16 protein-coding genes, 1 other RNA gene and 1 pseudogene are annotated in these 14,467 nt (G+C 42.8%); 9 read left to right on the forward strand and 9 right to left on the reverse strand.

Annotation, left to right across the window (positions count from 1 at the left end; genetic code table 11):
• Positions 1-73: 73 nt before the first annotated feature.
• From RH40_RS02720 to rpoE, 4 genes are read right to left on the reverse strand one after another with little or no spacing between them, the layout of a single operon-like run.
• A complete protein-coding gene (locus RH40_RS02720; protein ID WP_009599781.1) occupies positions 74-544 on the reverse strand; it encodes a SoxR reducing system RseC family protein in 471 nt (156 codons plus the stop codon).
• The gene (rseB, locus tag RH40_RS02725) at positions 541-1,509 is read right to left on the reverse strand and encodes a sigma-E factor regulatory protein RseB (RefSeq protein WP_009599782.1); all 969 of its coding nucleotides are present in this window, start codon (positions 1,507-1,509) and stop codon (positions 541-543) included. The genes RH40_RS02720 and rseB overlap by 4 nt, the downstream gene beginning before the upstream one ends.
• Positions 1,506-2,114 carry an RseA family anti-sigma factor gene (locus tag RH40_RS02730; protein ID WP_009599783.1) on the reverse strand — a complete coding sequence of 203 codons (609 nt, stop codon included), beginning with the start codon at positions 2,112-2,114 and terminating at the stop codon, positions 1,506-1,508. The genes rseB and RH40_RS02730 overlap by 4 nt, the downstream gene beginning before the upstream one ends.
• Before the next feature lie 31 nt (positions 2,115-2,145).
• The gene (gene rpoE / locus RH40_RS02735) at positions 2,146-2,724 is read right to left on the reverse strand and encodes an RNA polymerase sigma factor RpoE (protein WP_009599784.1); all 579 of its coding nucleotides are present in this window, start codon (positions 2,722-2,724) and stop codon (positions 2,146-2,148) included.
• A 502-nt stretch (positions 2,725-3,226) separates the two neighbouring features.
• Between rpoE and nadB the strand changes: the two genes are divergently transcribed.
• Positions 3,227-4,840: an L-aspartate oxidase gene (nadB, locus tag RH40_RS02740; RefSeq protein ID WP_009599785.1), complete on the forward strand. Its 1,614-nt coding sequence runs from the start codon at positions 3,227-3,229 to the stop codon at positions 4,838-4,840.
• Between the two features lie 13 nt (positions 4,841-4,853).
• Here nadB and RH40_RS02745 read toward each other — a convergent pair whose 3' ends face one another.
• Positions 4,854-5,252, reverse strand: a complete 399-nt coding sequence (locus RH40_RS02745) for a protein YgfX (RefSeq protein ID WP_158091815.1) — start codon at positions 5,250-5,252, stop codon at positions 4,854-4,856.
• Entirely contained in the window at positions 5,221-5,481 is a 261-nt protein-coding gene (locus RH40_RS02750) for an FAD assembly factor SdhE (RefSeq protein WP_009599787.1), read from the reverse strand. The genes RH40_RS02745 and RH40_RS02750 overlap by 32 nt, the downstream gene beginning before the upstream one ends.
• Positions 5,482-5,668: 187 nt before the next feature.
• Here RH40_RS02750 and ygfZ point away from each other — a divergent pair, with 187 nt between their 5' ends.
• From ygfZ to RH40_RS02765, 3 genes are all read left to right on the forward strand, one after another.
• Positions 5,669-6,637, forward strand: a complete 969-nt coding sequence (ygfZ, locus tag RH40_RS02755; protein WP_009599788.1) for a tRNA-modifying protein YgfZ — start codon at positions 5,669-5,671, stop codon at positions 6,635-6,637.
• Entirely contained in the window at positions 6,630-7,121 is a 492-nt protein-coding gene (locus RH40_RS02760) for an aminoacyl-tRNA deacylase (RefSeq protein ID WP_009599789.1), read from the forward strand. The genes ygfZ and RH40_RS02760 overlap by 8 nt, the downstream gene beginning before the upstream one ends.
• A gap of 481 nt (positions 7,122-7,602) precedes the next feature.
• Positions 7,603-7,809 carry a DUF1107 domain-containing protein gene (locus tag RH40_RS02765; RefSeq protein ID WP_009599790.1) on the forward strand — a complete coding sequence of 69 codons (207 nt, stop codon included), beginning with the start codon at positions 7,603-7,605 and terminating at the stop codon, positions 7,807-7,809.
• Positions 7,810-7,848: 39 nt separating this feature from the next.
• Here RH40_RS02765 and RH40_RS02770 read toward each other — a convergent pair whose 3' ends face one another.
• The 3 genes and pseudogenes from RH40_RS02770 to RH40_RS02780 all read right to left on the reverse strand — a co-directional run bounded on the left by RH40_RS02770 (position 7,849) and on the right by RH40_RS02780 (position 10,853).
• The gene (locus RH40_RS02770; RefSeq protein ID WP_039954086.1) at positions 7,849-9,066 is read right to left on the reverse strand and encodes an FAD-dependent 2-octaprenylphenol hydroxylase; all 1,218 of its coding nucleotides are present in this window, start codon (positions 9,064-9,066) and stop codon (positions 7,849-7,851) included.
• 20 nt (positions 9,067-9,086) lie between these two features.
• Positions 9,087-10,263: pseudogene (gene ubiH, locus RH40_RS20585) on the reverse strand (2-octaprenyl-6-methoxyphenyl hydroxylase).
• A gap of 11 nt (positions 10,264-10,274) precedes the next feature.
• Positions 10,275-10,853, reverse strand: a complete 579-nt coding sequence (locus RH40_RS02780) for a YecA/YgfB family protein (RefSeq protein WP_009599794.1) — start codon at positions 10,851-10,853, stop codon at positions 10,275-10,277.
• 238 nt (positions 10,854-11,091) lie between these two features.
• Between RH40_RS02780 and zapA the strand changes: the two genes are divergently transcribed.
• The 5 genes from zapA to serA all read left to right on the forward strand — a co-directional run bounded on the left by zapA (position 11,092) and on the right by serA (position 14,426).
• Positions 11,092-11,391 carry a cell division protein ZapA gene (gene zapA, locus RH40_RS02785; RefSeq protein WP_009599795.1) on the forward strand — a complete coding sequence of 100 codons (300 nt, stop codon included), beginning with the start codon at positions 11,092-11,094 and terminating at the stop codon, positions 11,389-11,391.
• A gap of 19 nt (positions 11,392-11,410) precedes the next feature.
• Positions 11,411-11,594, forward strand: a non-coding RNA gene (gene ssrS / locus RH40_RS20215) — 6S RNA.
• Positions 11,595-11,623: 29 nt separating this feature from the next.
• Entirely contained in the window at positions 11,624-12,208 is a 585-nt protein-coding gene (locus RH40_RS02790) for a 5-formyltetrahydrofolate cyclo-ligase (protein WP_009599796.1), read from the forward strand.
• A gap of 101 nt (positions 12,209-12,309) precedes the next feature.
• The gene (gene rpiA / locus RH40_RS02795) at positions 12,310-12,966 is read left to right on the forward strand and encodes a ribose-5-phosphate isomerase RpiA (protein ID WP_009599797.1); all 657 of its coding nucleotides are present in this window, start codon (positions 12,310-12,312) and stop codon (positions 12,964-12,966) included.
• A 230-nt stretch (positions 12,967-13,196) separates the two neighbouring features.
• Positions 13,197-14,426, forward strand: a complete 1,230-nt coding sequence (serA, locus tag RH40_RS02800; RefSeq protein ID WP_009599798.1) for a phosphoglycerate dehydrogenase — start codon at positions 13,197-13,199, stop codon at positions 14,424-14,426.
• Positions 14,427-14,467 lie beyond the last annotated feature (41 nt).

The following is a 14,467-nucleotide window of genomic DNA, read 5'->3' on the forward strand; positions in this document are numbered from 1 at the left end:
GGACAAGAAAACCGTCATCTGACGGTATTTCGATCAAGTTGGCAGATTCTACCCAATTTCTCAACGCTTCGCACTAGCTAATTGGATCACCGAGCACTCTGAGCAAAATAACCTTTTTAGAGGTGTGCTTTTCTATGCGCGACAATAACTGTCTTGCCATAAAAATACCGAGGGCTCCACAAAGAAGAGACGCGATGATCACGACACTTTCGCCAAGCAGAAGAATAGGTGCAATGAACCATTGAGAGAGGATAGCCCCGACGAACATAAAAAAGATAGGAACCAAATACACCAGCGCAGCAGAACCTAAAAGGTTTTTCTCCGGTAAGCCGATCTCAACGATTTGACCTGCTTTAACTTCAGTACTGGTCTTCAAGTTCCAATGTAAGGCTTTGCTAGCCAAAGCCTTACTCATTATTCCTGTACCACACGATTTTTGCGACGAACACGTTCCACAACTGGTTTTCTGCTCACAGCTCAATTCAACGTCAAAGCCTGATGACAATGACTTTACTGATAACACTGTGGCTAATGCAGTCATCATTGAACAACACTCTCACTGCTTGTTACTTTAATGGACTTTGCGATGCGCTCTGCTGTCGCTGGAGGGATATCGCCAATCACAGAAATCTCTCTACCAGCACGCACAAAACTGTGTAAAGTACGCCGCCCTTGTCGGATCAGTTGACCTTTCAAAGATAGACTATCAGCATCTGCAACGTAGACAGAGAAGCTAAACAATCCATCACTATATAGTTGACTTTCAACCATTCGATCAGAATTATTCATTCGGTAGCGACTTACTTCTTTTGCTTCAAAACCAACAGGTATCCAACCTACCGCCCAATGCGTCTTTTTGAGCTGCCCTTTAGGCAAAGAGAGTACCTCTGGTAATGCTGCTGTTTTTAATACGTTGAGTGTCTCTTCCACTTTTTTGCTGATGTCGTAGGAGATAGTACGGTATTGCTCTAACGTCTCACCATCTCGATCAACAAGGTCAGCACGCAGCGGCAATTTTGTTTTTTCATCGACCCAAAGGACATAAGAGTATCTCTGTCCATCTTTAGGCACAATACGAAGCACCTGGCAAGTAGCACCTGCCTCTCGTGCCCGACCGACCTGAATAAAGTCATAGAAATTGCTTAAATGATCAACATTGGTATTCAAAAAAGGAATCGTTGGGCCAACCATAGTGCCTGATTCAATCGTAAATGGTTCAATACCTGGATCGATATAACTTACTTCATTGCCACGACGAATAACCTCTCTCATTGGCCCACTTAAATACACCAAATGAGCTAGCTGCCCGCCTTTTTCAGAGTAAGCATGACGGTACATAAGAGGTTCTATACCGCCCTTCTTTACAAGGATATAGGACACCTCATAATCTAAGTGCTGACTAGCCGTGTTCATTTCAATCAGTAAAGTCTTCGCAGAATTCACTCCAGCAAAGACCGGTACTACTGTTAAACTGAACAGTGCTAAGACACTGAACAGATATTTTTTCATTCGACTACCGTTTTAGGGATATTACTTTCCCCTGTATTGCGCTCACTATTTAAGCGTAGCTGCAATTCGAAATCACGTAGCATAGAGTTGACTCTACGGTGCTGCTCTTGCAGATTTACTGAGTTATGCTGTTCTTGAAGTGAAGAACGAGTCAAACTCACAGGTTCAACACTCCCGGCAAAAGGTACGGTCTGGAGCACAGGTAAGGTATCAACTTTTGCTGCAGAAGGCTCGTTACCAGGATAGTTTTGTACACCTAAAATAACGACCAAAGAAACACATGCTGCTGTTGCTACTTGTCCCATCGAGCTTAGCCATTTAGGTAGCTGCATTCTCGCTTTTACAGGAGAAGGTTGAGACTCTATATTGTGGTCAGCCACTGGGATCACGTTGCTATGATTTTTTTCTTCATTAAGCGCAAAAGCGACACTCTCAGCGATATTCCAATCTAAGCTCTCAGGGGCCTCACCGCGTATGACATCACCAATTAGATGGTAATCTTGCCATACACGTTGCCCACTTTGGTCATTCTCTAATTCACTAATTAAAGCTTTATCAACCAACTCCCCATCCATGAGTGCTGAAAGCTTTTCTCTATCAACCATTCTGTCCACCATTTATGTCACAGATCTTAATTTAGCGTTGAAGAAGCGGCTGGATCTTTTTTTCAACCGATTCTCGGGCACGGAAAATACGTGAACGCACTGTTCCCACTGGACAATCCATTACTACGGCAATTTCCTCATAGCTCAGACCATCGAGTTCTCTCAATGTCATCGCTGTTTTCAAATCTTCTGGAAGTGCTTGTATTGCACTGAAAACAACACTCTTCAATTCATTGGACAACGTTAAGTTCTCTGGGTTCGAAATTTCTTTCAGTGCACTGCTTGTTTCGTAGTACTCCGCATCTTCTGTATCTATATCTTGAGCAGGAGGTCTTCGACCTTGTGCCACAAGATGATTTTTTGCAGTATTAACGGCGATACGATATAGCCATGTATAAAAGGCGCTCTCTCCGCGAAAACTAGGAATCGCTCGATAGGCTTTTATAAATGCTTCTTGTGCTACATCTGGAACGTCACCAGGGTTGTTCACATAACGCGAAATAAGGTTGCAGACTTTGTTTTGGTATTTAACGACCAATAAATTAAAAGCCTGCTTATCTCCCGCCTGAACTCGCTCAATTAATACTTGATCGGTCAATTGCTCGTTCATTCGAGCCGATACTCCTTTTGTTATTCACTCTATACCTTCTTAGACATGAGTATCAATTTTGCAAAATGTAGCCTTGACACCACCACTTACATGAGCAGTATTGTGACTTGGAATATGGATATAAGTTCCCTAAAGTATCCATATTTTTTATGTGAAAGAATAAAGGACTACCACTTGCAATAGATTGTGGAGGTCAAAAACAAGAAAAGCAATGGTATTTACGAAGAATTGTCTTTGGTTTAACTTAGTCACGAAATGCTATCATAGGCATGGTACAACTTGGAGGAAGTCCGCTGTTCCACGGTGCCGTTTTCTTTTAACTTGCATCATAGATAATGCGTTAGGCCCTGTATCTTGAAGTCACTTTGGGCTGGCTAACATTATTGGCTGAGCCGATAAGACTATTTTATAATTTATAAAACAGGCATTTGCCTAGATAACATCCTGTTTATTCCGTCTCTGCGCAGTGATGTTGATTTTAACTCGGGAATTTAAAAGTATTATGAACGTAAACCGTGAACACCTATGTGATGTACTAGTGGTCGGTAGTGGTGCAGCAGGTCTGTCACTCGCTTTGCATGTAGCCAAACATGGCAAGGTCATTGTTTTAAGCAAAGGTCCAAGAAGCGAAGGGTCAACCTACTATGCTCAAGGAGGCATTGCTGCCGTTTTCGACGAGTCTGATAGCATTGAATCACATGTTCAAGATACACTCATTGCAGGCGGCGGAATCTGTGATAAAGAGACCGTGGAATTTATCGCCAAAAATGCTAAAGAATGTGTTCAATGGCTCATTGATGGTGGCGTTCCATTTGATCGTGAGGAAAATGACAGTGATGATAATCCACGCTATCACCTCACACGAGAGGGAGGACACAGCCATAGGCGTATCCTTCACGCTGCAGATGCCACGGGAATGGCTATGCAGACTTCCCTTCAAGAAAACGTGAGAAACCATCCAAATATTCACGTACTGGAACGACATAATGCCCTAGATCTCATTACTGAGGATAAAATTGGTGGAGATAGTCAAAAGGTTGTTGGTGCTTATATTTGGAACAGAAATCATGAACACGTTGAGACTGTAAGAGCTAAATTCGTTGTACTTGCTACTGGTGGAGCCTCAAAAGTCTATCAGTACACCTCCAACCCTGATGTTTCTTCCGGTGATGGTATCGCTATCGCGTGGCGCGCAGGATGCCGAGTTGCCAACTTGGAATTTAATCAATTTCACCCAACTTGCCTTTATCACCCAGAAGCAAGAAACTTTCTTTTAACAGAAGCTCTAAGGGGAGAAGGTGCTTATTTGCGCAGACCCGATGGTTCGCGATTTATGCCTGACTTTGATGATCGAAAAGAGCTTGCTCCAAGAGATGTTGTAGCTCGAGCCATCGATTTTGAAATGAAACGCTTGGGTGCTGACTGCATGTATCTGGACATAAGCCATAAGCCTGCTGACTTCATAGAGAAACACTTTCCAACTATTAACATGAAGCTGCTTGAGTTGGGAATTGACATGACTCAAGAGCCTATTCCAGTGGTGCCTGCTGCTCACTATACGTGTGGTGGTGTTATGGTCGATCGTAAAGGTCAAACCGATCTTAAACAGCTCTATGCTATTGGCGAAGTCAGCTATACAGGGCTTCATGGAGCCAACCGAATGGCGTCCAATTCATTGCTTGAATGTGTTGTTTACGCTTGGGCCTCAGCCAATGACATCATTGAAAAAATCAACACTTGTGACTTTCCTCCCTCATTACCCGAGTGGGACGAAAGTCAGGTAAGCTGCTCTGATGAAGAAGTGGTTATCCAGCATAACTGGCACGAACTACGATTATTTATGTGGGACTATATGGGTATTGTCCGTACCGAGAAACGTCTAGAGCGTGCACTTAGAAGAATTCAATTGTTACAACAGGAAACCCATGAGTATTACAGTAACTTTAAGGTGTGTAATAACTTACTTGAATTAAGAAACTTACTTCAAGTTGCTGAGTTGATGGTGAGATGTGCGATGAGTAGAAAAGAGAGTCGTGGGTTACATTATACGCTAGACTATCCCGAAGCACTGCCAGAAAGTGGGCCAACCATATTAACCCCCCAAAATATCGGGTAACCTTCAGAGGGAGTTAGTCGTAGCTCCCTCTCAAAAAACATATCAATCGTCTGTAGTCACGCTCCGTTATGCTATCCCTCCAAAGAATGAGTTTGTCCCCATCACAAACAATGATCAGAGCGATACTGCGAGCTGAAAAAAAGATTTTTTTGACCTTGTATTTTTTGTTCTCGGTGTAAAGCTCTTGCTCAGCACCAAAAATGACGCCGCCATGCAAGGGCTTGATAAGTATTTCAGAACCGATGAGCTGAACCACACATAGAGACAAAAGAACTAAGCTTGCTACTAAAGGTATGTTCGATAAAAGCACTCCCATCATGACACCGAAAACAATGATAAAGTCTGCGATAATGGCATAACGGGAGGAAGAGAGTACGAACCTAACGTACTTTACTGAGGTTGTGAGCGACAACTTTATCGATCATAGATGCATGTTTGAGGTTTTCACTTCTACCGTGTCCCATAATCCAAGTAAACAAATCTGGATCATCACATTCAAGAAGTGCTACAAAGTCCTGCTGCTCATCATCCGATAAACCTTCAAAACATTCTTCAAAAAAAGGCATTATTACCACATCTAGCTCAAGCATACCTCTTCGGCATGCCCATTTAATACGCGCTTTTTCTTCCGTGGTGTACATTACTCTTCTCCACCAAATAGAGTTGTTTTTTTGAGTTTATCAAGCTAATACGCGAACAACCAGCATTCTAATCACACAACCCACCCAATACGGCAAAAAACACTCGGAGTTAACAGATGCTAATACTTGTTTCTACGCAGCATTCAGGGATAACATGTTACGAATTTAAACTGCTGAGGTAATTTGCATGAAATGGCACAACGAGTTTCCACGACTTGATCTCTCATCAAATGATTCAATTCCTGATTTAGCTATCACGGCCCTAGACTCATGGGGTGCAATTACTTTGTCTGGCGAACAGAGCAAAGCGTACTTACAAGGACAAGTCACCTGTGATGTGGTGAGCTTAGAACAGTCGAATTTCACATTTGGCGCTCATTGCGATGCGAAAGGAAAAGTTTGGAGTGCTTTTCGACTATTTTACCATCATTCAAACTTGACCATGTTTCAACCCAAAGAACTGATTGAAATAGAACTTTCCGAACTTAAAAAATACGCCATCTTTTCTAAAGTAGAACTTGAACAATCCGATGATATCGCTCTTGGCCTAATGGGCTCTCTATCGACTGACTTTGTCGATTCAATCACCACTGAAAGAGGCGATGTTCGTTCCATAGGACAGGGGACAGCAGTAAGAGTTGATAACCAACGCTGGCTTCTGCTACTCACTCAAGCTGCAGCAATGGATACACTCAACACAACCGAGGCAACCAAAGTCTCTGAAGAGCTTTGGACCTTACTCGAGATAAAATCAGCCTCTCCACTGCTCACTCGGGAACAACAATTAGAGCATATCCCTCAGGCTTTGAATTTACATGCACTGGATGGAATAAGCTTCACCAAGGGGTGCTACACAGGACAAGAAACCGTTGCTCGAGCAAAATATCGAGGTACGAACAAGCGTTCACTCGCCTTGCTACACGGTGAATGTCACCAAGAACTTGATGCCAATGCCGAATTAGAACGAGCGGTGGGTGAAAACTGGAGAGGAGCTGGAAAGATCATAGCCCATTATCGGTTTAACGATAATAAGCTGCTTGCCCTTGTTGTTTTACCCAATAACCTCGAACAGGATACTCATTTTCGTGTAAAAGATATCCCTACCAGTGTATTAAACTTCTCACCATTGCCCTACTCGTTGGAAGAAAATGACTGAGCCTATTTCAACCCACGTTACTCAATACCTTGAATCTCTCTCTGTTCAATTCAGAGTGCTTCCTCATAGTAGACCAGCGACGACAATTGAGGATGCTGCTGAACAAAGAGGGATCAGGACTGCCCAAATGGTCAAGTCCATTGTTCTCAGAGACATGAGCAATCGCTTTGCAATCGCGTGCGCGCCGGGCAATATGTCCATCGATCCCAAGAAAGTACGCAATTTACTTGGTTGGCGCCGAATGACCTGCGTATCCCCACAAGAGGTTATCAGTATTACTGGCTACGAGATCGGTACTGTCGTCCCTCTCATGCTCAATGAATCCATTGCTGTCGTTTTCGACAATCAGATCTTCGATGAAAAAGAAGTGACCATAAGCAGTGGCTCTAAAATGGCAGGACTTGCTTTGAGATCGGAAGCTCTGGCTGAACTTTGTAAACCCATAATGGGAGATATCTGTCGAGACAATACGGAAACAGAATAAAAAATCAAAATAAATGAATTTGTAATCATCACAACTCTGTATTATGCTTTGACGTAGAGGCGATCTTTATCTATTGGGATCACACTGATTTTTCAGGGACGTTACCCTACTATTTGTTGGCGTCTCAATTTGGTGTTTAACAAAAAATATTGATTTCCTCGAGTAATGCATCTGTGACTTTTCGCCCGTAATCTAGCGGGCTTTTTTAATCAAAATTTACACTATTTTAGCAATTGTTTTTCTTTCACAGACTATTCTTATTTTTGTAATAAACCTGAGGCTAAATATGGCTTGGTTTTTATTAATTTGATGCTTATTTTATAAAAATCTGACGAGAGTCACTTATTAAGAATTTTTAATTAACACTTAAGAAAATAAAGCGCAAATATATAATGAGCTGAAGAATTCGGCATTAGCATCACAATACTGAAAATGAAAATATATTACACTTTGTGACACTTACTAGAATAAGGACGAATGTATGAGACTGTTTAAGCGCTATACACCCAGTATGATTGCTAAACATATTAGTCGCTTGTTTAAAGGAAGAATATATATTTACGGTATCGGTAGATTTGAGTTTGACAACGGAAAGCTCATATTGCCAGAGAAAGCTGAACGAAAGCATTTTCGGGCAGTAAAAGAGATTAATCAGGAAGTCATGAAGCTACGTTGTGCACATATATAGGGTTGGCTCCCCAACCCCATTATATTCGTGAGTGGGAGATTAGTTAATATTCCCACAAGCGAGTTCAGGTAGATCGCCTTTCAGCCCCAAAGCCTGCTTCATGATCTCTTCTTTTAATAGAGGAATCTGATTTGTAATGGCTATTCCCACTCCTCTTAACAACTTTTTAGGTGGACTTTTTCCATCGAATAATTGTTTAAATCCTTGCATAGCGGCAATCATTTTCGTTGCCTCTGCTTTTCTCCAACGTTCATATTTTCTTAGATGACGCAAAGCACCAATATCTTTACCTTGTTTCCACACAGATAGTATTTGCTGGTGTAAACAGGCCGCATCCATAAAGCCTAAGTTCACACCTTGACCAGCAAGGGGATGGATCGTGTGAGCGGCATCTCCTACTAAGGCAACACGCTCAGATATAAAATCACGCGCATAACGCATTTTTAGAGGAAAAGCATGACGTTCACTCACAACCTCACACAAACCCAGGCGATTATCAAATTCTGCCGTAATAGATTTATTAAATTCAGCCTGAGACATGCTCATCAAACGTTCTGCGTGCTCTGGCGATGTAGACCAGACAATAGAACTCAAATGGGGTTGATCTAGAGGCAGAAAAGCAAGTGGTCCGTTTGGAGTAAAGATTTGGCGTGCGTGACTATTATGCGCTTCCAATGTTTTAATATTGGCAACAATGGCATTATGTCCATAATCCCAGTGTGTCAGAGGAATATCCTGTTGTTTTCGAACCCATGAGTTTGCGCCATCGGCTCCAACCACAAGCTTAGCCGTCAGCGCTTGCCCACACTCAAGACTCAACCAGGCTTCACTCTCTCCAATCGCCATAGAAGCGCATTGTGTCGGCGCAAAAAAAGTGACATTACTCTGCCGCTTTACTTGCTCATACAATGCTCGCTGGATAACTTGGTTTTCGACTATGTACCCAAGGTTGGGTTGAGCAAAGTTTTCTGCAGAAAATTCAATACGAGCAAAACTATCCTGCTCCCACACCTCCATAGCTGTATAACTATTCGAGCGACTCCTCATAATATCAGGCCAAACACCTAAGTGGGTGAGCAAGTTCTCAGTCGCCCTATTGAGAGCTGAAACTCTAGAATCATGTTGCTCGCTTATCTGCTCTTCAGGTAGGCGATTTTCAATAACCGCAATGCGCAACTCAGTATCTTTGAATGTCGCCGCCAGTGCTAAGCCAACCATGCCACCACCGACAATCGCAATATCGACACTATGCATCATTTCCATCTTATCCTTTTATCTTATCGAGCAATCAAACCAAGTGAACGCCGAATGAGTGGTTTCTTGAGTACAGGCAAACGGTCTAAACTTAAAAGACCTAGGTTACGACCGATGCGTAGTGATAAATAATCATTAGAAAAGATCTGAACTAGACCAGAAGTCATCGCTATGGTCGCATTTCGATCTTTAGCTCTTGCTAGGCTGAACTCTTTCAAAGCGGAATAACACCCTGGATCCTCAGGATGAATAGCGATTTGCTCAGCTAAGGTTACGACATCACGAATACCCAGATTGAAGCCTTGTCCAGCTATCGGATGCAGCGTTTGTGCTGCATTGCCTATCATAGCAAAACGGTGAGAGGTATTTTCATCGCGATAAGCCAGTTTTAGCGGATAACTTGAGCGTTTTCCCGTATGAAAAATTTTCCCTAGGCGCCACCCAAAGGTTTGCTGCAACTTACACAGAAAGTCTGCATCATCGAGTTTAAGGATCTCATCTGCGCCCTCTTTACTGAGACACCAAGCCAATGACATCCTACCCTCGCTCATGGGTAGTAACGCTAATGGCCCTGAATGAGTAAAACGTTCAAACGCTTGGCCTTGGTGATTTTTTTTGAGTTTTCACATTAGCAATGACTGCCGTTTGCCCAAAGTCATGCTGATGACAATCAATCCCTATCTGACGACAAGAGTCCGACCGAGTACCGTCGGCAGCAACAAATAATTTACCTTGAATATGATGTTCATCACCCATTTGCACGGTGACATTTTCGAGGGTTCGCTCTATATGAGAGACCGCATGATGGTAGACCTGAATGTTACTTGTAAGCTCTACCTGATGGCGGTAGAGTTTCCCTATGTCAGATAATTCAACCACAAAGCCAAGCGTATTGTAGTTAACTTCTTCACCCGTGATATCCGTCATGCCCAAATGTCCACGATCTGAGACGTGGATTCGGTGTATTGGCGTGGCAAGCTTTTCAATCAAAGACCACAAGCCCATCCTGTCCAAGGTTTCAACAGTCCCTTGTGCTAAGGCAATACAACGCGCATCAAAACCGGGGTGAGTGTCTTGCGTATTAGAGAAAGGTTCAACAATGGCAATAGATAGGCTTTTTTGACTAAATGCGTTAATAGCGAGGGCTAACGTCATTCCCGTCATTCCCCCGCCAGCAATAATTACATCGAACTGCTTCATCAATGACCTTTCTAATGGATCGTTGGGCTAGGCGGAGAGGGCATTATTTTTTGACCAAACTCAGCATGTATAATAAGGACACATGCTTTCGCATGCTCAATAACCTGCTCTAGTAAATCTCCTTGCTCCTGCATATCATCATCTTCATCGATACCGAGCTTGGCAATTTCTTCCAAATCAGCCAAAGCTTCTTTGGTGTCTTTCGACGCTTTTGTTAATGATGCACCTATGAGACCTAAACCAGAAATAAAGTGGTTAACCCAATCAGCCAAACCATCAGCCACATCAAAAAGAGTAGCGCCAGCCTCTTCATCAGGTAGAAACAAGGCTAACTCTAGAGTGGTTTGAGTAAGATCATCCGATGTTTTATCGAGCACCACCTGAGTGATAGACAAAACGTTAGACGGCCAAGCCATTCCCTCACTCACGTAGTCAAATACCAATGGTTGCCAACTTTTATCAGAAAAGTTCATCCCGCCGCTCAACATTCCAGTAAGCAGTCCATGAAGTTCACTCGGATTTACAGCAAGCCCCGCGGACTGGAGTTCACTTGCGAAGTTGAGGTATTCAGGTAGCTGTTTTTTACTCATCGATTTGATCCAAATCTCTAAAATATATCTGTAATCGTACCACTTAGCGATGCAGGCGAAAACGAAGGATTGTATAATAGTGAGTAGCTTTTACACAAATCGCCCATTTACTGTGTATTTACGCGCTGATTTGCGTTTGTGGTCATTTAAAAGCTTGAATCTTAATAATGCTTTTTCTATAGTTTCAGCTTCGGTGATTATTTGCTTCATCACCCCAAGTAACTGATATAGAGTTGATATGAGTAATCAAGCGGTAGAAGTCGAAATTTTAGGCAAACTGACTCGCGTAAACTGCCCCGAAGGACAAGAAGAGTCTTTGATAAAAGCAGCAGAGTGTCTCGATGAACGCCTAAAAGACATGATGAGCAAAACTAAAATCACCAACGAAGTTCAATTATTGACCTTTGTTGCTCTGAATTTTTGCCATGAACTAGAAACGCGAGACATCAACTCTAAAATAGCAGATAATGAGCTTTGCCAACGTATAGAAAAACTAGTTCTATCACTAGATAAATGTATTGGAACCGATAAGGCCTAGCTGATACATACGAGAAAAATTTACCCTGGAGTGTTCGTAAGGGGATTAAGTCCCTGAGCCGATAAGCAATACTTAAGGGTTGGTACTTGGTAACTATTGAGCAAGCTCGGCACGTATCGAGAAGCCTACGGTTAACTCTGCCGATCCGCCTTGAACCAGCTGGTTCAAGGGTCCATTTCTCCAAACGGCACTCCGGGGTACCCTAGCGATAATATTTCTTAGGACAGTAATAATGGCCCAATCCCGTCAAGAGTTTAGAAATGTAATTCGCCAAAAACGTAACCTCCTCTTACCAAACGAACAAAAAAAAGCAGAATTAGCGCTCTGTGAGCAATTTTTCTCTCTACCAGAAGTTCTTGATGCCAAACACATTGCTATCTATCTATCTAATGATGGGGAAATTAACACCACGGCAATTATTTCCGAGCTTTGGGCTAGAGAGATAAATGTCTATTTACCCGTACTTCATCCTTTCTCTTCGGGACACTTACTCTTTTTGCATTATCTTCCCAACACCCCAATGCAGGAAAATACCTACGGTATTCCTGAACCTGTATTAGACAAAAGATTGATCACTCCCCTGACTCAACTCGATATGGTTTGCACGCCATTGGTGGCTTTTGACCGTATGGGTAATCGGCTCGGAATGGGAGGGGGCTACTATGATAGAGCCTTAGCACCTTGGTTTGAGAAAAAAGCAAACCCTAAGCCAATCGGTCTCGCCCATTCATGTCAATATGTTGATAAGCTGCCGACAGAAAAGTGGGATGTTCCTCTACCTAAAATCATTACCCCCGATCGTATTTGGAGCTGGTAAAAAGCGACAAGGATCAGTTTCGATAGCCATCACTTCAACTCTTCTGACATTAGAGCTATAATCGCGCCGCAAACGATTTTATATAGCTTTAGGAGATGAGCATGAACCAAGATGATATGAAAAAAGCCGCTGGCTGGGCAGCCCTCAAATATGTGGAAAAAGGCAGTATTGTTGGCGTAGGGACAGGTTCAACCGTTAATCATTTCATCGATGCACTTGAAACCATCAAAGATGACATAAAAGGAGCAGTGTCGAGTTCAGTAGCGTCAACGGAAAAGCTTAAATCTTTTGGTATAGAGGTCTTTGAATGTAATGACGTCATCAAGCTCGATATCTACGTTGATGGCGCCGATGAGATAAACCCTCAACGTCATATGATCAAAGGCGGAGGTGCTGCGCTCACTCGTGAAAAAATCGTTGCTGCAATTTCTGAAAAATTCATTTGCATTGTTGATGATACTAAAGCCGTTGATGTATTGGGCGACTTTCCTTTACCCGTTGAAGTTATTCCCATGGCCCGCTCTTATGTTGCAAGAGAAATCGTTAAATTGGGCGGCGACCCTGCTTATCGAGAGGGCGTCATTACGGATAACGGTAACGTCATTTTAGATATTTATGGTTTGAAAATTACCGACCCTAAAGCCCTTGAAGAACGCATTAATGCCATATCAGGAGTCGTGACTGTCGGTCTATTTGCTCACCGTGGCGCTGATGTCATCATCACTGGCACGCCAGAAGGCGCAAGAATCGAAGAATAATTGTTATACTCATTTCAATCATAAAACAGCATCAAACGATGCTGTTTTACCTCTCATAGATAAGGTTATTCCTTATTGCTTAATTTTCTTACCCAAGCTCTCATTTTTTTGATAAGTTACTATCTGTATTCGACACATGAAATCGTTTGCTTTGAGTATTGAACCAATAATGGAAAACTGAAGCAAACTAAGATGTAAGCCCCCTTTCCCATACTTTAAGGAAGAAGATAATGACTAAGGTCTCACTGGAAAAAGACAAAATTAAAATTCTCTTACTAGAGGGGTTACACGCATCGTCATTAGAAGTCCTTGAAGCGGCAGGCTATAGCAATATTGAATACCACAAAGGTTCGCTATCTGATCAAGCGCTCCTTGAAGCAGTAAAGGATGCCCACTTTATTGGTATTCGCTCACGTACCCAACTTTCAAAGTCAGTAATTGATGCAGCCGAAAAGTTAGTTGCCATTGGTTGTTTTTGCATTGGAACCAATCAGGTTGACCTACCCGCTGCCGCTGAAAAAGGGATCCCTGTTTTTAATGCCCCCTTTTCCAACACTCGAAGTGTGGCTGAGCTCGTATTAGGTCAGGCACTGCTGCTATTAAGAGGAATACCTGAAAAAAATGCACTCGCGCATCGTGGAGTGTGGCAAAAAAGCGCCGAAAACTCCTACGAAGCCCGTGGTAAGCGTCTGGGGATCATCGGTTATGGTCACATAGGTACTCAGCTTGGGATCATTGCCGAAAATCTGGGTATGCGTGTCTACTTTTATGATATTGAAAATAAACTACCACTGGGTAATGCCACCCAAACCCGATCACTTGAAACACTTTTAAGCCAAAGCGATGTGATTTCTGTCCATCTTCCTGAAACCGAAGAAACCAAAAATATGATGGGGAAAGAACAATTTGCACAAATGAAAGCTGGTTCTATTTTCATCAATGCCGCTAGAGGCACTGTCGTAGACATTGAAGCGCTGTGTCATAATCTGGAGTCGGGCCACATTTCTGGCGCTGCCATCGATGTATTTCCCGTTGAGCCTAAAACTAACCAAGACCCTTTTGAGTCCCCATTGCAGCAGTTTGATAATGTTATTCTTACCCCACATGTCGGCGGCTCTACCCAAGAAGCACAGGAAAATATTGGTGTTGAGGTAGCAGGTAAACTCGCGAAGTATTCTGACAATGGTTCAACAGTATCCAGTGTTAACTTTCCCGAAGTGTCTTTGCCTGAACATCGCAATTGCTCACGCCTGCTTCATATCCACAAAAACAGACCTGGTATCCTAACTCAGATCAATACTATCTTCGCAGAGGACGGTATTAATATCGCTGGTCAATATCTGCAAACCAGTGCTGATATTGGTTATGTGGTGATCGATATCGAGAGTGAAAGGGCTGATGAGGCGCTCAGAAAGCTCAAAGCGATTGAAGGTACCATTCGCGCAAGGATCCTTCACTAAAATAAAAAGCCACCCTAGGGTGGCTTTTCTATAAACAGTTT

Origin of the sequence: Vibrio caribbeanicus ATCC BAA-2122 (assembly GCF_000165125.1) — a bacterium.
GTDB classification, from domain to species: domain Bacteria; phylum Pseudomonadota; class Gammaproteobacteria; order Enterobacterales; family Vibrionaceae; genus Vibrio; species Vibrio caribbeanicus.

Bases quoted from the DNA above. Each gene is read 5' to 3' on its own strand.
- zapA (WP_009599795.1), top strand. From the start codon at position 11,092: ATGAGTAATCAAGCGGTAGAAGTCGAAATTTTAGGCAAACTGACTCGC.
- rseB (WP_009599782.1), bottom strand. From the start codon at position 1,509: ATGAAAAAATATCTGTTCAGTGTCTTAGCACTGTTCAGTTTAACAGTA.
- RH40_RS02760 (WP_009599789.1), top strand. From the start codon at position 6,630: ATGACTGAGCCTATTTCAACCCACGTTACTCAATACCTTGAATCTCTC.
- ygfZ (WP_009599788.1), top strand. From the start codon at position 5,669: ATGAAATGGCACAACGAGTTTCCACGACTTGATCTCTCATCAAATGAT.
- serA (WP_009599798.1), top strand. From the start codon at position 13,197: ATGACTAAGGTCTCACTGGAAAAAGACAAAATTAAAATTCTCTTACTA.
- RH40_RS02780 (WP_009599794.1), bottom strand. From the start codon at position 10,853: ATGAGTAAAAAACAGCTACCTGAATACCTCAACTTCGCAAGTGAACTC.
- RH40_RS02790 (WP_009599796.1), top strand. From the start codon at position 11,624: ATGGCCCAATCCCGTCAAGAGTTTAGAAATGTAATTCGCCAAAAACGT.
- rpiA (WP_009599797.1), top strand. From the start codon at position 12,310: ATGAACCAAGATGATATGAAAAAAGCCGCTGGCTGGGCAGCCCTCAAA.
- RH40_RS02730 (WP_009599783.1), bottom strand. From the start codon at position 2,114: ATGGTTGATAGAGAAAAGCTTTCAGCACTCATGGATGGGGAGTTGGTT.
- RH40_RS02750 (WP_009599787.1), bottom strand. From the start codon at position 5,481: ATGTACACCACGGAAGAAAAAGCGCGTATTAAATGGGCATGCCGAAGA.
- rpoE (WP_009599784.1), bottom strand. From the start codon at position 2,724: ATGAACGAGCAATTGACCGATCAAGTATTAATTGAGCGAGTTCAGGCG.
- RH40_RS02720 (WP_009599781.1), bottom strand. From the start codon at position 544: ATGATGACTGCATTAGCCACAGTGTTATCAGTAAAGTCATTGTCATCA.
- RH40_RS02765 (WP_009599790.1), top strand. From the start codon at position 7,603: ATGAGACTGTTTAAGCGCTATACACCCAGTATGATTGCTAAACATATT.
- nadB (WP_009599785.1), top strand. From the start codon at position 3,227: ATGAACGTAAACCGTGAACACCTATGTGATGTACTAGTGGTCGGTAGT.
- RH40_RS02770 (WP_039954086.1), bottom strand. From the start codon at position 9,066: ATGATGCATAGTGTCGATATTGCGATTGTCGGTGGTGGCATGGTTGGC.